At 72.2% G+C, this 20,525-nt stretch carries 16 protein-coding genes; 14 read left to right on the plus strand and 2 right to left on the minus strand.

Annotation, left to right across the window (positions count from 1 at the left end; all coding sequences use genetic code 11):
• Positions 1-175: 175 nt before the first annotated feature.
• Both AB0230_RS03430 and AB0230_RS03435 read left to right on the plus strand, forming a co-directional pair.
• Positions 176-1,486, plus strand: a complete 1,311-nt coding sequence (locus AB0230_RS03430; protein ID WP_363578134.1) for a DUF3863 domain-containing protein — start codon at positions 176-178, stop codon at positions 1,484-1,486.
• On the plus strand, positions 1,483-3,990 hold the full coding sequence (locus AB0230_RS03435; protein ID WP_366373975.1) for a family 78 glycoside hydrolase catalytic domain: 2,508 nt from the start codon (positions 1,483-1,485) through the stop codon (positions 3,988-3,990). Before AB0230_RS03430 ends, AB0230_RS03435 begins: the two co-directional genes overlap by 4 nt.
• Before the next feature lie 287 nt (positions 3,991-4,277).
• Here the strand turns inward: AB0230_RS03435 and AB0230_RS03440 are convergent, their stop codons facing one another.
• On the minus strand, positions 4,278-5,039 hold the full coding sequence (locus tag AB0230_RS03440; protein WP_315993455.1) for an SDR family oxidoreductase: 762 nt from the start codon (positions 5,037-5,039) through the stop codon (positions 4,278-4,280).
• Between the two features lie 74 nt (positions 5,040-5,113).
• Here AB0230_RS03440 and AB0230_RS03445 point away from each other — a divergent pair, with 74 nt between their 5' ends.
• From AB0230_RS03445 to AB0230_RS03455, 3 genes are read left to right on the plus strand one after another with little or no spacing between them, the layout of a single operon-like run.
• On the plus strand, positions 5,114-6,016 hold the full coding sequence (locus AB0230_RS03445) for an SIS domain-containing protein (RefSeq protein WP_315993456.1): 903 nt from the start codon (positions 5,114-5,116) through the stop codon (positions 6,014-6,016).
• On the plus strand, positions 6,013-6,969 hold the full coding sequence (locus AB0230_RS03450) for an NAD(P)-dependent oxidoreductase (protein ID WP_366373977.1): 957 nt from the start codon (positions 6,013-6,015) through the stop codon (positions 6,967-6,969). Before AB0230_RS03445 ends, AB0230_RS03450 begins: the two co-directional genes overlap by 4 nt.
• Positions 6,966-7,895 carry an aryldialkylphosphatase gene (locus AB0230_RS03455; RefSeq protein ID WP_366373979.1) on the plus strand — a complete coding sequence of 310 codons (930 nt, stop codon included), beginning with the start codon at positions 6,966-6,968 and terminating at the stop codon, positions 7,893-7,895. Before AB0230_RS03450 ends, AB0230_RS03455 begins: the two co-directional genes overlap by 4 nt.
• Before the next feature lie 54 nt (positions 7,896-7,949).
• Here the strand turns inward: AB0230_RS03455 and AB0230_RS03460 are convergent, their stop codons facing one another.
• Entirely contained in the window at positions 7,950-10,403 is a 2,454-nt protein-coding gene (locus AB0230_RS03460) for a glycoside hydrolase family 2 protein (protein WP_366373981.1), read from the minus strand.
• Positions 10,404-10,537: 134 nt separating this feature from the next.
• On the opposite strand from AB0230_RS03460, the gene AB0230_RS03465 reads away from it, so the two are divergent.
• The 9 genes from AB0230_RS03465 to AB0230_RS03505 all read left to right on the plus strand — a co-directional run bounded on the left by AB0230_RS03465 (position 10,538) and on the right by AB0230_RS03505 (position 20,520).
• Positions 10,538-11,140 carry a glucose-6-phosphate isomerase family protein gene (locus tag AB0230_RS03465; RefSeq protein ID WP_315993460.1) on the plus strand — a complete coding sequence of 201 codons (603 nt, stop codon included), beginning with the start codon at positions 10,538-10,540 and terminating at the stop codon, positions 11,138-11,140.
• A complete protein-coding gene (gene deoC, locus AB0230_RS03470) occupies positions 11,133-11,822 on the plus strand; it encodes a deoxyribose-phosphate aldolase (protein WP_363578124.1) in 690 nt (229 codons plus the stop codon). Before AB0230_RS03465 ends, deoC begins: the two co-directional genes overlap by 8 nt.
• Complete coding sequence (locus tag AB0230_RS03475) at positions 11,819-12,787, plus strand: shikimate dehydrogenase (RefSeq protein ID WP_366373984.1); 969 nt, start codon at positions 11,819-11,821, stop codon at positions 12,785-12,787. Before deoC ends, AB0230_RS03475 begins: the two co-directional genes overlap by 4 nt.
• A 3-nt stretch (positions 12,788-12,790) precedes the next feature.
• Positions 12,791-14,302, plus strand: coding sequence for an FGGY family carbohydrate kinase (locus AB0230_RS03480; protein ID WP_366373986.1), 1,512 nt, complete (start codon positions 12,791-12,793; stop codon positions 14,300-14,302).
• Positions 14,299-15,024: an SDR family oxidoreductase gene (locus AB0230_RS03485; RefSeq protein ID WP_363578118.1), complete on the plus strand. Its 726-nt coding sequence runs from the start codon at positions 14,299-14,301 to the stop codon at positions 15,022-15,024. Before AB0230_RS03480 ends, AB0230_RS03485 begins: the two co-directional genes overlap by 4 nt.
• A gap of 10 nt (positions 15,025-15,034) precedes the next feature.
• The gene (eda, locus tag AB0230_RS03490; RefSeq protein ID WP_366373988.1) at positions 15,035-15,652 is read left to right on the plus strand and encodes a bifunctional 4-hydroxy-2-oxoglutarate aldolase/2-dehydro-3-deoxy-phosphogluconate aldolase; all 618 of its coding nucleotides are present in this window, start codon (positions 15,035-15,037) and stop codon (positions 15,650-15,652) included.
• A 264-nt stretch (positions 15,653-15,916) separates the two neighbouring features.
• Positions 15,917-18,811 carry a chitobiase/beta-hexosaminidase C-terminal domain-containing protein gene (locus AB0230_RS03495; protein WP_366373990.1) on the plus strand — a complete coding sequence of 965 codons (2,895 nt, stop codon included), beginning with the start codon at positions 15,917-15,919 and terminating at the stop codon, positions 18,809-18,811.
• A 151-nt stretch (positions 18,812-18,962) separates the two neighbouring features.
• Positions 18,963-19,673: a histidine phosphatase family protein gene (locus AB0230_RS03500; protein WP_366373992.1), complete on the plus strand. Its 711-nt coding sequence runs from the start codon at positions 18,963-18,965 to the stop codon at positions 19,671-19,673.
• A complete protein-coding gene (locus tag AB0230_RS03505; protein WP_366373994.1) occupies positions 19,666-20,520 on the plus strand; it encodes an ADP/ATP-dependent (S)-NAD(P)H-hydrate dehydratase in 855 nt (284 codons plus the stop codon). The genes AB0230_RS03500 and AB0230_RS03505 overlap by 8 nt, the downstream gene beginning before the upstream one ends.
• The last annotated feature ends 5 nt before the right edge of the window (positions 20,521-20,525 follow it).

The raw sequence follows: 20,525 nt of genomic DNA on the forward strand, positions 1-20,525 counted from the left end.
CGTCCCCTCATCTTCAGTGATCGCCGGTCACGCCGCTGCGACCGGAGTACGTCGGTAGCGATACTACACAAAAGGGGAGTGAACGCCACCTGATTCGAGATAAACGGGTTGGATTGCAGAGCAATCGCTAGTCAGACTACGCAGACGACGCCTCCGGCTAATAGGGTGTCGCCTCATGGACTTCCCCTCGACGCCGATCGGCCGCCGACTGACCATCAACACCATCGTGCGGCGTCACCAGATCGAAGCGACGCGCGACCGCTCCCTGTGGGAGGACGAGACGCCGCTGCACTCCGCCGCCCTCGTCGAACGCTTCTCCGACGCCGTGCGCAGCGCGGTGCCCGACGCGCGGCTCACCTGGGCCCTGTCGTGGGGAGCACTGACCGACGACTCGCCGCGCTACCGCGACATCCGGCGCACCCTCGCGCGGATCGCGACGGAGCACGGCGACGACGTCACCTTCGTCCCGGGCGGCTTCTTCGCGAATCTGTACGGCTCGCGCGACGAGGTGGCCCGAGACATCTCGGATGCCGTCGACCTGCTGCACGCGTCCTTCGACCGGGCCACCACCTCTCTCGTCGCCGGGTTCCTCGCCGCCGAGAACATCTCCCGCGCCCGGGATCTCGGCATCCGCACCGTGCAGGGCAACATCTGGAGTCAGTTCGACATCGACCTCCAGGACGGCGACGGCTCGCTCGCGTACCCCTACTACCCCTCCCGGAACCACTTCCTCGTACCCGGCCGCGGCGACGACCGCATCGACGCGGTGCAGCTCGACGGCTGGACGGTCGACCTCGTCGCCGCCCGCGGGGCGGGGATGTCGACGGCGTTCAACTCGCGTCTCGGCCTCGGGCCCATCGAGACCCTGCACCGCCTCCCCCGAGAGGACGCGCTGCGCGAGCTGTACGCCACGAGCGAGGCCCATCTGAACGATCGCAACGTGCAGCGCAACGGCCTGGGGTGGCTGACCGTCAACTACGAGATCAGCGAGGTCGCGCGCGGCTTGGCGCACGACCCCACGACCCTCGACGCGTGGACGGGCTGGCTGCGCGGCATCCGCGAGACGTGGACCGACCTCGAGGTGACGACGATCGGGGCCTTCGGCGAGGAGTGGCGGCAGCGCCACCCCGACAACGAGGGCCTGGCCTACCTCCTGCAGCAGTCGGGGTCGGGCGTGCAGGGCTCGCGCGCCGGGGAGACCGTCACCTGGTTCATGACGGCGGACTTCCGCCTCGGCGTCGTGCGCGCAGGCGCAGACGTCGACGTCTTCGACTACACGTCCTACCTCGACGCCCCCCGGGAACCGACGCAGCTCGGCGACCGCCGCTGGAGCCTGCTGGGCGAGATCAACCAGAAACAGACCCGTCCGCAGGACCGCCCCGTCGCGTGGGGTCGCTTCCTCGAGGCCCACCCCGACGTCGAGGCCGCCCTCGAGAACACCTGGGCCGACGCCCCCGAGCGCGCCGAGCTGCAGGTGCGCGCGTGATCGCGGTCGGCGACCTGACGGTCGAGCACACGGTCGACCCCGTCGGCGTCGGCGGCGATCCGCGGTTCGGATGGGTGCTGCGCAGCGACGTTCCGGGCGCGCGCCAGCTGTCGTACCGCCTCACCGTCGCCGACCGCGACGGCACGGTGTGGAGCACCGGCCGCGTCGACTCCGAGCGGAGCGTCGACGTCGCCTACGAGGGGCCGGCACTGAAGCCGCTGCGGCGCTACGCCTGGACGGTCGTGGTCACCACGACCGCGGGAGACGCCGTCGCCTCGGGCGCATTCGTCACCGCCGTCACCGACGGCGACTGGCGCGGGGCCCTCTTCGTGGCGGGTCCCCCTGAGACCATCGCGGCCCCTCTGGTGCGGACGGCGTTCGAGATCGACGGCGAGGTCGACGAGGCGTTCCTCGTCATCGCCGCCGGCGGGCTGGCGCGGGTCGAGCTCGACGGGCGGCCCGTCGACGACGGCGTGCTCGGGCCCGGCTTCACCGACTACGACGTCACCGCGCAGTACACCGTCGTCGACGTCACCGATCGCCTCCAGCCGGGATCGCACGCACTCGGGCTCGAACTGGGCCGCGGCTTCTACGGCATGCGCGGACGCAACACCTGGGACTGGGAACGCGCCCCCTGGCACGCCGACCCCTGCGCGCGCGTCCTGCTCGTGGTGCGCGGCGCGGCCGGCGAGCGGGTGGTCGTGAGCGGGCCGGACTGGCGCACGGCATCCGGCCCGACGCTCCTCGATGACCTGTACGCCGGCGAGGACCACGACGCGCGGCGCGAACGACCCGGCTGGAGCACCCCCGCGTACGACGACGGGGAGTGGATGCCGGCTCCGGTCGTCGACGGACCCCGGGGACGCCCCGTGCCCCAGCGTCAGCCGCCGATCGTCGAGGGCGACCTGCTCGAGCCGGTGTCGGTGACGGCCCTGGCCGAGGATCGGTGGGTCGTGTCGTTCCCCCGCGTGATCGCCGGGTGGGTCGAGGTCGCCGCCGACGCCGACGACGGAGCCGTCGTCGAGCTGCGCTTCGGCGAGACGCTGCGCGCCGACGGCACGCCCAACTACGACGACGAGAAGGGGTACTTCGACGGGCGGTTCCAGACCGCGCGCCTGACGCTCGCGGATGCGCCCGTGCGCTGGCATCCGCGATTCACCTGGTACGGGTTCCAGCACGTGGAGGTGCGCGCCCGGATGCTGCCCGCCCTGCGAGCGCGCGTCGTGCACACCCGCGCGCCGCGCACCGGGAGCTTCTCCAGCTCGTCGCCCCTGCTCGACACGTTGCACGAACTCACCGTCCGCACGATCCTGAACAACCTCCACGGGCTGCCCACCGACACCCCGAAGTACGAGAAGAACGGGTGGACCGGCGACGGCATGGTGGGCGCCGAGATGATGCTGCTGAACCTCGACGTGCACGAGCTGCTCGCCAAGTGGTCCGACGACATCGCCGCCTCCCGCCACGGCGCGGGAGCTCCCGAGGTCATCGCCCCGCACGGCGGCTGGCACATGGACTGGTCGCCCGCCCCCACCTGGCACTCGGCGCTGCTGCTCGTGCCGTGGGAGATCTACCGCCAGCGGGGCGACGAGCGCGTGCTCGCCGACGTCTGGGCCGACGCGAGCGATTACCTGCGCTTCGAGATCGCGCGAGCGGTCGACGGTCTCTCCGACACCACCCTGGGCGACTGGGTGAGCCCCGAGACGGACGCCGGCGGCGGCAACGCGCCCGAGGACACCCGTATCGCCGCGACGGCCTTCGTCATCGCGATGTGCGACGCGGCCGCGAAGATGGCCCTCGTCCTGGGGCGCGAGGTCGACGAGTGGCGCACCGCGGCATCCGCCGCGCGCCGCGCCTTCGTCCGGGAGTTCTGGGACGCCGACAGCGGCGAGGTGCGCGGCGTCGGCGACGCGGGGTACCGGCAGGCGCACACCGTGCTCGCGCTCGCCTTCGACGTCCTGCCCGAGGCCGATCGGCAGGCCGCCGCCGACCGCCTCGCTCGCGACGTCGTCGAACGCGGCCACCACCTCTCCACCGGCGCCCTGGCCACGAAGCACCTGCTCCCCCAGCTCACTCGCTACGGCCACGGGGAGACGGCGCTCGCAGTGGCGTTGCAGACCACCTTCCCGAGCTGGGGCTTCTGGGTCGAGCGCGGCGCGACCTCGCTGTGGGAGCACTGGAAGGAGGAGTCGCGCTCGCGCGGGCACTACTTCCTCGGCACGCTCGACGACTGGCTCTACGCCGACGTGGCCGGGCTGCAGGCGGTCTCGCCGGGGTGGCGCGACGCGCGGATCGCCCCGCGCGTGATCGGCACCGCGCTGTCGTCGGCATCGGCTGCCGTGCGGATCCCGTACGGCGAGCTGTCCGTGCGGTGGCGCGTCGAGGGCGGCGAGGTAACGCTGTCGTGCGAGGTGCCGATCGGCGTCCGCGCCGAGATCGAGCTGCCGGGGTTCCGCCGCCGGGTCGAGGCCGGGAGGCACGAGGTGCGGGTGGCGCTGGACTGAGGGCGAGGCGAACCGACTGACGAGGAGGTCCCGGTTCGGCCGCGAACGCGATCCGCGCAGGAACACGCGGTCGGGCGGCTGATCGCCGGCTCGGGTCTGCCGGTCGCCGCGCTTCCGGTGGCGGTCTGGAGTGCGGCGGCGGCGTCACCCACGCCGAACAACGCCGTCCACCACAGCGATAAACGCTTCCCGTGCTGAGAAACGGTCTCTCCGAGCGTTTCTCGGCACAGGAAGCGTTTATCGGCAGCGGGCAGGTGGGCGCGCGGGCGGGGCGGGGCGGCGGCGCCTCACCAGGCGGAGTAACCGCCGTCGATCATCACCACCGAACCGGTCATGTACGACGCGGCATCGGATGCCAGGAAGGCCACCAACGACCCGATCTCCTCGGGGGCCCCGAGCCGACCCATCGGCGTGCGCCGCACCCAGTCGTCCCACCACTCGTCGGGGACGCCCTGCTTGGTCAGGTCGGTGCCGACGTAGCCGGGGGCGACCGCGTTGACGCGGATGTTCTGCTCGGCGAACTCGATGGCCAGCGACTTCACCGCCAGGTGCACGGCGCCCTTCGACGCGTTGTACGCGGCCTGGCGCTGAGGTGCGTTCGCGAGCTCGCCCGACATCGAGCCGATCGCGACGATCGATCCGCCGCGATCCTGCATGTGACGGGCTGCCTCGCGGGCGCACCAGAAGGTTCCGGTCGCGTTGACGGCGAGCACGCGGTCCCAGGTCTCGCGCTCCAGCTCGAGGGAGGGCTGGTGGTTGGCGATCCCCGCCGAGGTCACCAGCACGTCGACGGACCCGAGGCGCTGCGCGACGTCCGCGAAGGCGGCTTCGACGGCGGCGGGGTCGGTCACATCGAGGTGCACGTACGACACCCGACCGTCGGGGAAGGAGGATGCCGCTTCCGTCCCGGCCTCGTCGAGGACGTCGGCGATCACGACGCGCGCACCGAACTCCACGAGGGCGGTCACGACCGCGAGGCCGATCCCCCGCGATCCTCCCGTGACCACCGCGACGCGATCCGTCAGCTCCAGCCGTTCCCGGTACATCATCGTCCCCCTTCGGCACTCCACCATGGAGCGCGAGTCCGCTAAGATGTAGCCATACTACATGGAAGGAGCTCGCGATGACCCTCGACGTCGAGCAGGCCAGCGAAGAATCCACCGACACTCTCCTCGAGCGCATCACCCGGCAAGTGCCCCACCTGCGCCGTTCCGAGCAGAGGGTCGCCGCGATCGTCCTCGACGACCCCGTCAGCGCCGCGCAATTCACGATGGCGGGTCTGGCCGAGGCCGCCGAAGTGAGCGAGCCCACGGTCATGCGCTTCTGCAGCTCCGTGGGGTGCGAGGGATTCCAGGACTTCAAGATCCAGCTGGCGCAGACCCTCGCCCTCGGTCTCCCGGTGACGCACTCGTCGATCACCGCCGACGACTCCCCGGGCGATGTGGCGGAGAAGATCTTCGACCACACCATCTCGAGCCTCGACCGTGCCCGGCGCACCCTCGCACCGGCGGCCGTCGAGAAGGCGATCGCCGCGATCCTGGATGCGAGCGACATCCTCTTCGTCGGCTTCGGCGCGAGCGGCGTGATCGCTCAGGACGCGCAGCAGAAGTTCCCCCTGTTCGGCGTGCCCTGCCAGGCGCCCGAGGACTTCCACCAGCAGTTCATCGCCGCCACCATGTCGGGCCCGCGCAGCGTCACCGTGGCGATCTCGAACACGGGCCACACCGAGCAGACCCTCACCGTCGCGCGCGCCGCGCACAAGGCCGGCGGAACCGTCATCTCGCTCACCGGGCGCACGAGCCCCCTGTCGGAGATGGCCGACGTCCCCCTGATCGTGCGCACGTTCGAGGACACCGACGTCTACACGCCGTCGACGAGCCGCCTCGCCGGCCTCGTCGTCATCGACATCCTCGCCACGGGCGTCGCCCTGCGCCGCTCCCCCGAGCACACCGCGGCCGTGCGGCGCATGAAGAGCGAGCTGGCGGCGATGCGCCAGTCCGACGACACCGGCGAGGACCCGTCGTGACCGCCACGGTCCTGGTGACCTCGCGCTCGTTCGGCTCGGGGGCGTTCGACGCCGCGGGGGCGCTCGCCGACGCCGGGTACCGGCTCGTCCGCTCCGGCTCCGCGCACCGGCTCGACGAGCTCGCCCCCCTGCTGGCCGAGGCGGACGGGTGGATCGCCGGAACCGGGCCGGTCACGGCCGCGCACCTCGAGCTCGCGCCGCGGCTGCGCGGCATCGCGCGCTACGGCGTGGGCGTCGACAACGTCGATCTGGTCGCCGCCGCCGCGCGCGGCATCCCCGTCACGAACACGCCGGGTGCGAACTCCGCCGCCGTGGCCGAGCACACCCTCGCCCTGCTGCTCACCGCTCTGCGCGGCATCCCGGCCGCCGACCGCCGGGTGCGGGCGGGCGACTGGTCGGGCCGTTCCGCGCGCGAGCTGTCGGCACTCACGGTGGGAGTCGTGGGTCTCGGGCGCATCGGCCGCCTCGTCATCGAACGGCTTCGGGCGTTCGGAGCCACCGTCCTCGGTGCCGATCCCTGGGTCGATCCGTCCGACCCCCTGTTCGAGAGCGTGCAGCGCACCGATGTGGCGGAACTCGCGAGCCGCTGCGATGTCGTGACACTACACGCGCCCGGAGGGCAGACGGTGATCGACGAGCGCTGGCTCGCGACCGACGAGCGCCCCGTGCTGCTGGTCAACACCGCGCGCGCCGACCTCGTCGACGAGGAGGCCGTGGCGCGCGCCGCGCGTCGCGGACGCGTGATCGCGTACGCCGCCGACACCCTCGCGACCGAGAACGTGGGCGAGACGGGGTCGCCCCTGCTGGCCGACGATCTCGCCGACCGCGTCGTGCTGACCGCGCACCTCGGGGCCCAGACGCGCGAGGGCGTCGATGGGATGGGGCGCATGGCGGTCGCCGACATGCTGGCCCTGCTGCGCGGGGCGGCCCCCGCGCACCCCGTGCCCGCATGACTCCCTTCGTCCGGACGGCGATGGGCGACGTCGCCCCCGAGACCCTGGGGCGCGTCGACTACCACGAGCACCTGTTCCAGGTGTCGCCGCTCCTGCCCGGCGACGACCTCGACGACGAGGACGCCGCCCTCGAGGAGACGCGCCAGTTCGCGGCATCCGGATTCGAGACGATGGTGGATGCCACCCCCCTCGGCCTCGGGCGCCGTCCGGCGGCCACGCGGCGCATCGCCCGGGCAGCCGGGGTGACCGTGGTGCTGACGACCGGCCTGCACCGCCGCGAGCACTACCGCGACGGCGACCCCCTCCTCGACGCGGGGGTCGACGACCTCGCCGCGGCGTTCGAAGCCGATCTCGTGGCGGGGGCGGCCGAGCCGGGCGGCGAGCGCGACCCGGCTGTGCGCGCCGGCGTGCTGAAGGCGGGCCTCGGCTACTGGCGCATCGACGCGCACTCCGCTCGCACGATCGAGGCCGTCGGTCGCGCCCACGCCGCGACCGGCGCTCCCGTCATGGTGCACCTCGAGCACGGGACGGCGGCGTTCGAGGCCCTCGCGACCCTCGACGCCGTGGGGGTCGCGGCCGACCGCGTGGCCCTGGCCCACATCGACCGCAATCCCGACCCCGTGCTCCACGCCGAGCTCGCGGCCACGGGCGCCTACCTCGGCTACGACGGTCCCGCGCGCGCCCGGGAGCACCCCGACGCGGTGATCCTCGACTGCCTCGTGCGAGCGGCGGAAGCCGGGGCCGCCCGCCGCATCCTCCTCGGCGGCGACGTCGCCCGCCGCACGCGGTACGCCGCATACGGCGGCATCCCGGGTCTGCGCTACCTCGGCGAGCGCTTCGTGCCGCGCCTGCGTCGCGAGGGCGGGGGCGACCTTGCCGATGCGGTGCTCCGGCGCAATCCCCAGGCCTGGCTCGCCTGGCGCTGACGACCGCGTACCCGGGCCGCGCTCCGTTGGGGGGAGCACGGCCCGGGGCCGGCGTCAACGCAGCACGGGCCGTGCGACGGGCACGAGGTCGTTGGCCGAGCGCAGGACGGGCGCGCGGCCGAACGCCTCCGCGTCGAGGCCCGCGGGGGCGTCGATGCGGAAGACGGCCGACTCCCCCGGGAGCAGGGTGATGAGGGCGCGATCCACGCGCGCCGCGGGGTGCACCCGGTCGACCAGCAACGTGACGTCCTTCGCGACCGCGCGCGCAACGGCGGTCGCTTCGTAGCCGCCGTCGACGGCCCGCACCGATACCGACACGGGTTCCGGGTCGAGAGCGAGGGCGGGGTCCTCGGCGAAGAACCAGAACGCCCGTCCGCCGCCCGGCAGCTCCGCGACGAGTACCTCTTGCGCGGCGTCCTCGGTGGTGCGGAGCTCCTCGGGCACCTCCAGGAGTGCCGCCGAGCGGGCGGCGACGTGCACGGGTCGTTCGACGCGCGCCCTCTCGACCCCGTCGAGGGTCAGGCGACGCAGTGCGACGGTCCCGGTCCACTCGTCGTCGTGGTCGTCGTGGAGCGCGAGCGCGAGCCCCTCGTCGTGCGGCTGGAACGATGCGAACCGGTCGGCGAACACGGCGCGCAGGGCGTGCCACAGCGGCTTCCGCTGGCCGTGGGAGTCGACCGCCGCCCACGAGATGACCGGCCAGCAGTCGTTGAGCTGCCAGACGATCGCCCCCTGATTGAGGGGGTGCAGCGACCGGAAGTGCGCGATGCCGAACGCCACCGCGCGGGCCTGGTTGAGCTGCGTCGCCCAGTGCCAGTCGTCGATCGTGCGGGGCGCGGCGATGTGGGACCCGAGCCCGCGTTCGAGCTTGCCGTTGCCGTCCACGGCCTTCTGATGCACGAGCATCAGGGGACCGTAGGGATCGGCGGGCTCGTCGTGCACGACCGAGAAGAGCGTCGCCCACGCCGGCGGACCCTGGAACCCGAACTCCGACACGAAGCGCGGGCGGTAGTCGCGGTAGACGTCGTAGTCGACCTGGTTCCACACGTCCCAGATGTGCGTGGTGCCGTGCGCGGGGTCGTTCGGGTGCACGTACCTGCTGAACCCGTAGGGACTCCCCGGCGAGTAGGGGGTCGCGGGCGCGAGGTCGGCGACGACCCCGGGGAACAGCTCCTGGTAGTACCCCTCGCCCCACGTGGCACCGCGCAACCGCGGCCGCCACTTCCAGTCCACCCAGCCCCAGATGTTCTCGTTGCCCCCGTTCCACACCACGAGGCTCGCGTGCGGGGCCAGGCGCGTGACATTGTCGCGCGCCTCGGCGGCGAATTCGTCCCACAGCTCGGGGTCCTCGCTGTACGCCGCGCACGCGAGGAGGAAGTCCTGCCAGACGAGGATGCCGTTCTCATCGGCGAGGTCGTAGAAGTCGTCGGACTCGTAGATGCCGCCGCCCCAGACGCGCAGGAGGTTCATGCCGGCGTCGGTCGTGTCGCGGAACCGCTCGGCGAGCCGTTCGCGGGTGATGCGGGAGAAGAAGGTGTCCTCGGGGATCCAGTTGGCCCCGCGCACGTAGACGTCGCGGCCGTTCAGCCGCACGACGAACGGGGCGCCGTCATCGTCGGGGGTCGTGTCGATCTCGACGGCACGGAAGCCGATGCGCTTCTCCCAGCGGTCCGGCCCGGCCGTGACGACGAGCGACGACAGCGCTGGCGCGCCGTATCCGCGCGGCCACCACAGCTCGGCATCCGGGATCACCGCCTCCAGCACGGCGCTCGTCGCCTCCGCCGCGACGACCGCTTCGAGGACGCTCCCCGCGACCTCGGCGCGCACGGCCACCTCGCCCGCGGCCTCGCGCTGCACTTCGACCTCGACGCGCAGGCGGCGCGGGTCGCCGCCGACGCCGGTCTGGGGGCGGACGGCGGCCAGACGGCATCCGCTCCACGCGTCGATGCCGATCAGGCGCCAGATCCCGCTCGTCACCAGCGCGGGGCCCCAGTCCCACCCGAAATTGCACGCCGACTTGCGGATCGCGTTGAAGGGATGCTCGTACGAGTGCGGACGTTCCCCGAGCACGGCCTCGCGCTCGCGGGCGTACGCGATCGGCGAGGCGAACTCCACGCGCAAGCGGTTCTCGCCCTCGCGCAGGATGCCGTCGACCCGCCAGCGGTACGTGCGGTGCTGATTGCGGGTCCGGGCGATCTCCACACCGTTCAGGGTCACGTGGGCGACGGTGTCGAGGCCCTCCGCGACGAGGTCGTGCACCGTCTCCCCGTCGGGGCTCCAGGTGAAGATCGTCTCGTACGCCCAGGCGTTGTGCCCGATCCACGCCAGCAGCGCCTCGTTGTCGTCGACGTACGGGTCTGGGATGAGACCGGCGGCGAGGAGGTCGGTGTGCACGACGCCGGGCACGGTCGCGGGGATCGGATGCGCGGGGATCGCCGCGAACGACGCCGGGACGTCGCCGCCGGCGTGGTGGAGCATCCACCCGTCGGTGATTGCGGAAAAGCTCATCCCCCAGAAGTAGCACAACTACCTGTAGCAGCCCCATGTTGGCGTCCCGAGACGGGGAATTGCCTCCTCGTGCACCTTTCTTGTAGTCTCACTACTCAGCGACCGTCGCGGTCGCGCGTGAAGGAGATCCACTGATGTGCGCCGCTGCACGACCGGCCGAACCCGCCCGACTGTCGGTGGATGCCGCCCGCGGGCTGCTCGACGGACGGTCCGAGAGATACGAGAAGCGTCTCGGCGACCTCGCCGGGGTCTACCGCGACGGGGCCGCGTTCGTCGAAGCGCTCGGCCGCGATACCGGCGAGCCCGTGTACTGGGTCGAGAGCAGTACGCCCGAGACCGGGCGGGGCGCTCTGACGATCGGGCTGAGCGTGCTGCGTCCCGGCCGCATCGGCGACGAATTCGCGATGACGCGCGGGCACCTGCACGCGCAGTCCGAATTCGCCGAGCTGTACTACGGCCTGTCCGGATCGGGCGTCATGCTGCTCGAGTCCGTCGACGGCGAGTCGCGCGCGCTGCCGATCGGCCCCGGGGTCGTCGTGCACGTTCCCGGCGGATGGGTGCACCGCAGCGTCAACGTCGGCGACGACACCCTCGTCACCCTCTTCGCCTACGCCACCGAAGCCGGTCAGGACTACGGGCTCATCTCCGACGCCGGCGGGATGCAGCAGCTCGTCGTCGCCGACGGCTCCGGGTGGACCACCCGGGCCAACCCCGACCACGGGGGCTACCGTGCCTGACGCAGACGCCGTCCTGGCCGACCTCGCCCGCCACATCGACATCAGCTGCGTCCAGGCGCAGCACGATCGCGACGACGTCGACGAGCTCGCGCGGCGCGCGGTGGCGGGCGGCTTCGTCAGCGCCCACGTGCTGCCGAACTGGCTGCCCCACCTCCGCGACCGCCTCGAAGGGAGCTCCGTGCTCGCCGGCTCGCCGGTCGCCTTTCCCAGCGGCGGCGCGACCACCGCGACCAAGGTCGCCGAGGCGACCGAACTGCTCGAGCTCGGCGCACAGGAGCTCGACGTCGTCGTCGCGATCGGGCGCCTGCGCTCCGGCGACGGCGCATACGTGGAGCGCGAGCTCGCCGCGGTCGCCGAGGTCGTCGACGGCCGGGTTCCGCTGCGCGCGATCCTCGAGGTCGGGCGCCTCGACGACGACGACATCCGCCGCGGCGTCGACGCCGCCGTGGCGGCCGGCATCCCGTGGATCAAGACGGGAACCGGGTGGTCGGGCGTGCCCACCTCTCTCGCCCACATCCGCCTGATCGCCGACCGCGCAGCCGGCCGCGCCGCGCTGAAGGCGGCCGGCGGCATCCGCGACATCGACACCGTCCGCGAGATGGCCCGGCTCGGGGTCACCCGCTTCGGCATGAACGCCGACGCCGCCCTCATCGCCGTCTCGGCCTCGAAGGAGAAGCCATGACCTTTCCCACCCTCACCGCCGACACGCTGCGTCCGGCGACCGTGCCGACGCTGTACTTCATCGGCGTCACCACGGGGCGCTCGTCCATCCAGCACGTCTTCCCGCTGTGGGCCGAGCACCTCGGACTGACGGATGCCGTGCTGCAGGGCATCGACCTGCCGCTGCACGCGCCCGCCGAGGACTACCGCCGCGTCGTGCGCTTCATCGCCGAGGATCCGCTGAGCCTCGGCGCTCTGGTGACCACGCACAAGATCGACCTGTACGCCGCGTGCCGCGACCTGTTCGACGAGGTCGACCCGTTCGCTTCGCTCATGGGCGAGACGAGCTGCCTGTCCAAGCGCGACGGCCGGCTCGTGTGCCACGCCAAGGACCCCATCTCCAGCGGACTCGCGCTCGACGCCTTCCTGCCCGACGGGTTCTGGGCCGGCGGCCCGGCCGACGCGCTGCTGCTGGGGGCGGGCGGCTCCACCATCGCCATCAGCTGGTACCTGTCGCAGCGCGAACGCGGGCTCGATCGCCCGGCCCGCATCGTCGTCACCAACCGCTCGGCCGGTCGCCTCAACCACCTGCGCGAGATCCACGCCTCGCTGCCGACCGACACCCGGTTCGAGTATTACCTGACCCCCACCCCCGCCGACAACGCCCGCGTGCTGGCCGACCTGGCGCCGCGGTCGCTCGTCGTGAACGCGACGGGCCTCGGCAAGGACGCCCCGGGCTCGCCTCTGCCCGATGACGCGGCCTTCCCGCAGGACGGCGTAGCGTGGGACCTCAACTACCGCGGGGACCTGGTGTTCCTCGACCAGGCTCGCGCGCAGTCCGATGCCCGCGCCCTGCGCGTGGAGGATGGGTGGATCTACTTCGTGCACGGATGGACGCAGGTTATCGCCGAGGTGTTCGACATCGAGATCCCCACGTCCGGGTCCGCTTTCGAGCGGCTGAGCGACCTCGCCCTGGCCACGCGCTGACCGATGGGGCCGCTCGCTCTCGCCCTCGACCTCGGCACCGGGGGGTGCAAGGCCTCGCTGTGGTCGGCGGACGGCCGGTCGCTGTCGGAGACGGTGGTGACCTACGCCACCTCCCACCCCGCGCCGGGTCGCGCCGAACAGCGACCCGAGGACTGGTGGGATGCCGTGACCGCGGCCACGCGCACCGTGCTGGCGGCGGTACCCGGCGCTCGTGACGCCGTGATCGGCATCGCGCTGTCGGGGCAGAGCCTGGGTGTCGTGCAGGTCGACGCGCGCGGCGGACTGGTCTCGCAGACGACCCCGATCTGGTCGGACACCCGCGGCCGCAGCGCCGACGTCTTCGAGCGCATCGACGAGGACTCCTGGTACCTGCGCACCGGCAACGGCTTCGGCGCCGCGCTGTACCCCGTGTTCAAGGCGCGGACGATGCAGCGCGAGGACCCCGAGCAGTGGTCGCGCACCCGATGGCTGCTCGGCTCGAAGGATTGGATCACGCTCCGCCTCACGAGTGAGATCGCCACCGATCACTCCATGGCATCCGGCACCGGCGCCTACGACCTCACCACGGGCGCGTACGACGACGAGGTGCTCGACGCGACGGGCATCGACCGCTCGCTGTTCGCCGCCCCGCGCGAGGCGGCCGAGGTCGTCGGCACGCTCCGCCCGGAGGCCGCCGAGGCGCTCGGCCTTCCCGCGGGGGTCGCCGTGCACGCCGGCGCGGTCGACAACGCGGCGATGGCGCTCGGTTCCCGCGGAACGCGGGAGGGTCGCCTCTACGCGGCGCTCGGATCGTCGAGCTGGATGACGGTGACCTCCCGCGCGCCGGTGGTCGACGTCGCCACCCGCCCCTACGTCTTCCGCCATGCCGTTCCCGGCCTGCACGTCAGCGCGCTGTCGACCTTCAGCAGCGGGACGACTCTGACGTGGCTGCGCGACCTGCTCGCGCCGGGCGGCGACATCGGCGAGCTCATCGACCGCGCCGACGGCAGCCCTCGCGGCGCGCGCGGGGCGGTCCTCGTGCCGACGCTCGCGGGCGGCACGCCGCTCGAGGGCGGCAGCGGCGTGCGCGGCGCGCTCACCGGTCTCGAGCTGGGCACCGGCACCTCCGACCTCGTCCGCGCGTGCCTCGAGGGCGTGGCCTTCGCCCTCGACCGGAGCCTGCGCCACATCCGCGCGCTCGGCGGTCTGCCCGGCGACGCCGATCTGCTGGTGTCGGGCGGCGGCAGCCGGTCACCCCTGTGGAACCGCATCTACGCCGACGTGCTCGGCACCCCGCTGCTGCGCACCTCCGTCGACCAGCAAGCCGCGACGCTCGGCGCTGCAGCGCTCGTCTTCGTCGGTTCCGGCACGTGGAGCTCGTTCGACGCCGTCGACGACGCGCACGAGGAGCTCGAGCGCATCGTCCCCGACCCCGCCGGCGTCGCCGCCTACGACGCGCTCCGCGAGCGCTTCGCCGCCGCGTCCGACGCCGCCGCCCTGTTCGCCCGAACCCTCCCCGCGAAAGAGATCCCATGACCTCCCTCCCCCTCGTCGTCATCACCGGCGCCAGCTCCGGGATCGGCGCCGCGACCGCGCGCGCCTTCTCGGCCGCCGGCCACCCCCTGCTGCTCATCGCCCGCCGCCTCGCGCCGATGGCCGCCCTCGAGCTGCCGGATGCCGAGCTCGTCGAGGCCGACGTGACCGACACCGCCGCCGTGTCCGCCGCCCTCGCCCGCACCGAGGAGCGCTTCGGCCCGGTCGACCTGCTCGTGAACAACGCCGGCCTGATGGCGCTGTCCGCGGTGGCGGAGCAGGACCCGGCGCTCGTGCAGGAGCAGTTCGACGTCAACTGCGTGGCCCTGGTGAAGAACTCGCAGCTCGTTCTCCCCGGTATGCAGCAGCGCGGCCGCGGCACCATCGTCAACATCGGCTCCATCGCGGGCAAGCAGCTCTACGACAACCACGTCGTCTACAACGGCACCAAGTACGCCGTCCACGCCATGACCGAGGGCCTGCGTCGCGAGAACGCCGCCCACGGTGTGCGCGTCCTGCTCGTGGCGCCGGGCATGGTCGACACCGGCCTGCTCGGCAACACCGGCGAGGGAGACGTGCTCGACGGCTACAACGCGTACAAGAAGAGCATCGGCGGGGGTCTCGTGCCCGACGACATCGCCGCGGCGATCCTCACCGCCTACCAGCAGCCGCAGCACGTGAGCTTCCGCGAGATCGTCGTGGCGCCCACCTCGCAGGACGCGTGAGGTGACGACCATGCTGAACGGCAGCCGCATCGTGCCCGTCGTCGTGCTCGACGACGCCTCCTTCGCCCCCGACCTCGCCGACGCCCTGGCCGCGGGCGGCATCCCGTGCGCCGAGATCACCCTGCGCACCCCCGCCGCCCTCGAGGCGATCCGCGCGATCGCCGGCCGCTCGGACTTCGCGGTCGGAGCCGGCACCGTCACCACCGTCGCCCAGGTCGACGCGGCGGTCGACGCCGGGGCGACGTATCTCGTCTCGCCCGGCTTCGACGACGCCGTCGCCGAGCGCGCCGCCGCGCGCGGGGTACCGCTCGTGCCCGGTATCGCGACGGCCACCGAGATCCAGCGGGCCGTGGCCGCGGGCCTGGACCACCTCAAGGTCTTCCCGGCCGCGGCCGTGGGCGGCCCCGGGGCCCTGAGGGCCTTCGCGGGTCCGTTCCCCGACGTGCGGTTCCTCCCCTCCGGCGGGGTGTCGGCGGCCAACGCGGGCGAGTACCTCACGCTGCCGTCGGTGTTCGCCGTCAGCGGGTCGTGGATGGTTCCCTCGGCGGCACTGTCTGCCCGGGACGCCGAGACCGTGCGCGCGCTCTCGGCGGAGGCCACCGCGGCGATCGGCGTCCCCGCGGCCTGAACCCCGTTCCGCGCCCTCTCGCGCGCCGACGCCCCGGCACGCGAGAGGGCGCATCGGTGCGCCCACACGCCCGCCGCGTCCCGTCGAATACGTAGCTTCACTACCTTCACTACCTCGCGAAACGCGGCCTCTTCCGCGTCATTCCGCCACTTGCGTCCTCCGTGAGGAGCGCATAGCCTCGCTATCGTCACCCCCGGCGTAGCAGGACTACATTCTCACGTGGCTCCTCGCGCCATCCCCGCATCAATGGCGATAGGAGATCCCATGAGTCGACGGCGCACAGCCCTCGCCCTCACGGCGGCGACCAGTGTCGTCGCCAGCGCCCTGCTCCTCCCGACTGCGGCGTCCGCGGCCGACGAGCAGCGCACCGTCACCGTCCACCTCGATCAGACGGTGCAGGAGGACTACCTCGGCGTCGGCGTCAACGTCATCCCGTGGAGCCTGCTCGAGGGCACGACGAAGTACGGCTACGACGACGCCGACTGGGAGGTCGACGTCGAGCGCATCCAGACGCTGCGGCCGAAGGTGGCGCGCGTGTGGTTCCAGATCGACTGGATGGAGCTCGAGAAGGGGCAGTACGACTTCGAGAGCCCCGAGATGCAGGCGTTCTATCGCTATCTCGACGCCTTCAAGAGCGCGGGCACCGAGATCGAGCTGAACTTCGGATGGAAGGTCGGCGAGCGCGTCCACGACTGGTTCACGATTCCGGGCGCCCCCGACCCGTACATCTCGGCACCGGCCGACCTGCCGGCCTACGGCGCCTCGGCGTCCGCGCTGCTGCAGAACCTCTTCGACCGCGGCTACGACAACGTCGACTATCTGACGTTCTACAACGAGCCCAACGGCAGCTGGGACTTCTGGGCGCCCGGCGACGAGAAGGCCTACTACGCCGATATGGCGCGCGCCGTGAGCGACCGGCTGACGGCCGACGGCCTGCGCGACGACGTGCAGATCTGGGGCCCGGAGGAGGTCAACGCGGTCGCGTGGACCCAGTACATGGCCGAGAACGCCGGCGATGTGTTCGACCAGTACTCGTTCCACCTGTACGGCGAGTCGTACGACGCGATGGGGGATGCCATCGCCCAGCGTCGCGCGGTGATCGGCGACGCCCCGCTGAACCTCTCGGAGATGGGGTGGACCAACCCCGGCACGAGCGTGTGGGAGACCGGGTACGCCAACTACATCGTCCGCAGCGCCAACGACGGCGTGCACTCGAACCTCATCTGGCAGCTCAACGGCGTCATGACCGGCGACCCCGCCGGCGACACGAACGGCTCCTACAACCTGTGGGATTCGCTCATCCTCGGCCTCGCGCCCACGGCCGCGTTCTACGAGGCCGGACCGTTGATGCGCTACGTCCCGGCGCACAGCACCGTGCTCGGCACCGAGGTGTCGGATGACGACGTGCGTGCCACGGCGTTCCGCGCTCCGGACGGTGAGCTGACGGTTCTCGTCGAGACGCAGGAGGGTGCCTCGAAAGACGTGCGCGTACAGTTCGAGGGCGGCGACGCCACCGACGACTTCACCCGCATCCCCTACACCGATGCGATCGCGCAGCCCGAAGACAACGCGCTGCTGCCGGCCTCGACCGGCACGCTCACGCCCACGGGCAACGCCTTCACCGACGACACCGTCGGTGCCGAACACAGCTACGCCATCTACACGACGGCGCCGGCGGCCACGCAGGTCGCGATGACCCCCGTGCGCTCCGAGGTCGCCGGCGGCGGCCAGGTGCAGCTCGACGCGAGCGTGATCGACGGCACCGGCACGCCCACCTGGTCGGTCGTGGGCGACGACAACGGCAGCGTGGATGCGAACGGCGTCTTCACCGCTCCCGCGGTCGACACCGAGCGCAGCGTCGCGGTGCGCGCCACCCTCCCCGACGGGGAGTACGGCGTCGCCCTGGTCGAGGTGACCCCGGCGAGCACGGCGGGCGTCACCGACGCCCCGGTGTTCAGTCTGCCCGGCGGCATGTACCCGTCCATCGAGGCCGTGACGATCACCAGCGGCACCCCGGACGCGCAGATCTACTACACGACCGACGGCAGCGAGCCCACGGCATCCTCCCCCGCGTACACCGGTCAGATCTTCCTCGAACCGCTCAAGACGACCTATCTGCGGGCCGTCGCGATCGCCCCGGGCGACAGCGCTTCGGGCGTGACGTCGCGGCTGTACAAGGTGCTCGACGTGCAGAACGCACCCGACGGGTACGCGTTCTGCCAGTACGCCGACGGCGGCACGTGCGTCTTCGACGGCGAGGCGAACGTGGCCTTCGGCTCCGCGGGACAGTTCGTGTTCGGCACCTTCACCGACGGCGTCGACTGCTCCGTCGCGTCGTTCGACTCCGACCCGAACCCGGGCGGCGACAACCGGTGCTTCGTCAACCCCGACGTGTCGGAGGAGCCGCCGCTGGTGAGCATCCTCAACGCCGGGTTCGAGCGTCCCGCGACCGGCGGGACGGCGAACGGTCCGATGGTGAACGGCTGGACGTTCAGCGCTCGCGCCGGCATCCAGCACAACAACAGCGTGTTCGTCCCCGCCTCGCCCGCCCCGCAGGGCGAGCGCACCGCGTACCTGAAGAGCGACTCGGGGCTGGCGAGTCGCATCGACCAGACCGTGGTGTTCCCGGCCGGCACCTACGCGATCACGTTCGCCGCGGCGAACCGCGTCGGTTTCGGCGGGCAACAGGAGTTCGACGTGCAGGTCGACGGGCAGACGCTCGGTCACTACGTCCCGGTGGGCGGCGACTACCGGTACTACGAGACGGAGCCGTTCACCGTGACGCAGGGCGAGCACACGATCTCGTTCGTGGCGACGACCACCGAGGGCGACAACACCGGATTCGTCGACGACATCCGCGTGGTCGCCGCCGACGACACCCCGTCCGACACGACGGCCCCCACCGTGACGGTCAAGCAGGGTGCCGAGTTCACGCAGGGCACGGCCGAGGCCTACGACAAGGTGAGCTTCAAGCTGTACGACGCCGGCAAGATCGATCGCGCCACCATCAACGGTGTCGTGAAAGACCTCGTCGACAACGAGTGGTCCGACGTGAACTTCGTCGCACCGGGCGTCTTCGGCGCCGTCTCGGGCGACAACACGATGGTCGTGCAGGATGCCGCCGGCAACACCACCACGGTGGAGTTCCGCCTGCGCTGACCTGCGCTCGCTCGGAGCCCGCTCGCGCCTCGGCGCGGGCGGGCTCTCGCGCGACGACCCCTCGCCGGGGAGGTCGTCGGAGGAACGCCGTCAGGCCGGGCCGCTGTCAACGCCCGCGCGCCGACCGCCGATGTCGACCTACCGTGCCGCCATGGCAGTGAACCGACTCTGGCTCGTCCGACACGGTGAGAGCGACGGGAACGTCGCCGCATCCCAGGCGGAACGCGACGGCTCGCCGGTGATCGCGCTCGACACCCGCGACGCCGATGTGCAGCTCTCCCCGGTCGGACGCGAACAGGCCGAGGCGCTCGGCACGTGGCTCCGCGGGGCCGAGTCGAGCATCGACGAGTACTGGTCGTCGCCCTACCGCCGCGCCCTGCAGACGCTGTCGGTCGCGAGCGGATCCCCCGCGCCGAACGCGCTCGTCGACGAACGACTCCGCGACCGCGAACTCGGCATCCTCGACCTGCTTACCGCGAAGGGCGTCGAGGAATTGCATCCGGAGGAGGCCGCGCGCAGACGGCACCTCGGCAAGTTCTTCCACCGACCCCCGGGCGGGGAGTCATGGGCCGACGTCGCCCTGCGGCTGCGATCGTTCCTCGGCGAGGCCCTCGATCGACCCGGGCCGACCGTGCTCGTCGTCGCGCACGATGCGGTCATCATGCTGATGCTCTACGTGCTGCTCCCCCTCGACGAGGCGAAGCTGCTGGCGTTCGCCTCCACGCACACGGTGCGCAACGCGTCCGTGACCGAGCTCGTTCGGGGCGACGAGGGGTGGGAGCTGGTCACGTTCTCGGCCGTCGACCACCTCGAGAGCGAGGGCGCCGATGTCACCGTGCACTCCGGAGAAGACGATGCCTGACAAGACCATGCCCGCGAAGACCATGCCCGAACCCGTCACCCTGGCGTTCCTCCGCGCGTGGGGCGTGCCCGACCCGGGCGGCTCGAAGAAGTCGCGCGGTCAGATCGTCGTGGTCGGCGGGTCCCGCCGCTCCCCCGGCGGCGTGCTGCTGTCGGCCGAGGCCGCGCTGCGCGTGGGAGCGGGTCGCGTCGGCATTGCGGCGCCCGCCGGAGTCGCCGCCGGCCTCGGCCCCGCGATGCCCGAGGCCGGCGTCTACGAGCTGCCCACCGGTTCGGATCCCGTCGACGCTTCCCTGCACTCGGCGCTGGACTCCGCGGACGCCGTGCTCCTGGGCCCCGGCTTCGACGACCCGGATGCCACCCGCGCGGCGCTGCACGCCGTGGCCGAAGCCGAGGTGGCCCGGCTCGTGCTCGACGCGTTCGCGCTCGGCATCCTGCCCTCCTTCGATCGCGGCCTGCTGCCGCCCGACCTGCTGATCAACGCGAACGAGGAGGAGGCCGAGCTGCTGCTCGAGCGAGACCTCGGCCGCGACCGCGCGGCCGACATCTCCGAGATCGCCGAGCGCTACGACGCCGTGGTGCACTGCTTCGGCACGGTCGCGCATCCCGACGGCCGCTGCTGGCAGGCCGAGCCCGGCGGGTCGGGACTCGGCACGGCGGGCAGCGGCGACGTGCTGTCCGGTGCGATCGTGGGCCTCGCCGCGCAGGGGATGGATGCCGAGCGCGCGGCCGTGTGGGGCGGATGGACGCACGCGCGCGCCGGAGACCGGTTGACCGAGCGCGTCGGCATCGGCTTCCTCGCGCGCGACCTGCTGCCCGAGCTCACGGCCGTGCTGCACGAGAGCTGAGGGCG

This window comes from Microbacterium sp. NPDC089190, from assembly GCF_040701795.1.
Classification (GTDB): domain Bacteria; phylum Actinomycetota; class Actinomycetes; order Actinomycetales; family Microbacteriaceae; genus Microbacterium; species Microbacterium galbum.

Excerpts from the sequence above, each read along its gene's own strand:
- AB0230_RS03430 (WP_363578134.1), top strand. The coding sequence starts at position 176 with ATGGACTTCCCCTCGACGCCGATCGGCCGCCGACTGACCATCAACACC.
- AB0230_RS03440 (WP_315993455.1), bottom strand. The coding sequence starts at position 5,039 with ATGATGTACCGGGAACGGCTGGAGCTGACGGATCGCGTCGCGGTGGTC.
- AB0230_RS03445 (WP_315993456.1), top strand. The coding sequence starts at position 5,114 with ATGACCCTCGACGTCGAGCAGGCCAGCGAAGAATCCACCGACACTCTC.
- AB0230_RS03455 (WP_366373979.1), top strand. The coding sequence starts at position 6,966 with ATGACTCCCTTCGTCCGGACGGCGATGGGCGACGTCGCCCCCGAGACC.
- AB0230_RS03460 (WP_366373981.1), bottom strand. The coding sequence starts at position 10,403 with ATGAGCTTTTCCGCAATCACCGACGGGTGGATGCTCCACCACGCCGGC.
- AB0230_RS03465 (WP_315993460.1), top strand. The coding sequence starts at position 10,538 with ATGTGCGCCGCTGCACGACCGGCCGAACCCGCCCGACTGTCGGTGGAT.
- AB0230_RS03475 (WP_366373984.1), top strand. The coding sequence starts at position 11,819 with ATGACCTTTCCCACCCTCACCGCCGACACGCTGCGTCCGGCGACCGTG.
- AB0230_RS03480 (WP_366373986.1), top strand. The coding sequence starts at position 12,791 with ATGGGGCCGCTCGCTCTCGCCCTCGACCTCGGCACCGGGGGGTGCAAG.
- AB0230_RS03485 (WP_363578118.1), top strand. The coding sequence starts at position 14,299 with ATGACCTCCCTCCCCCTCGTCGTCATCACCGGCGCCAGCTCCGGGATC.
- eda (WP_366373988.1), top strand. The coding sequence starts at position 15,035 with ATGCTGAACGGCAGCCGCATCGTGCCCGTCGTCGTGCTCGACGACGCC.
- AB0230_RS03495 (WP_366373990.1), top strand. The coding sequence starts at position 15,917 with ATGAGTCGACGGCGCACAGCCCTCGCCCTCACGGCGGCGACCAGTGTC.
- AB0230_RS03500 (WP_366373992.1), top strand. The coding sequence starts at position 18,963 with ATGGCAGTGAACCGACTCTGGCTCGTCCGACACGGTGAGAGCGACGGG.
- AB0230_RS03505 (WP_366373994.1), top strand. The coding sequence starts at position 19,666 with ATGCCTGACAAGACCATGCCCGCGAAGACCATGCCCGAACCCGTCACC.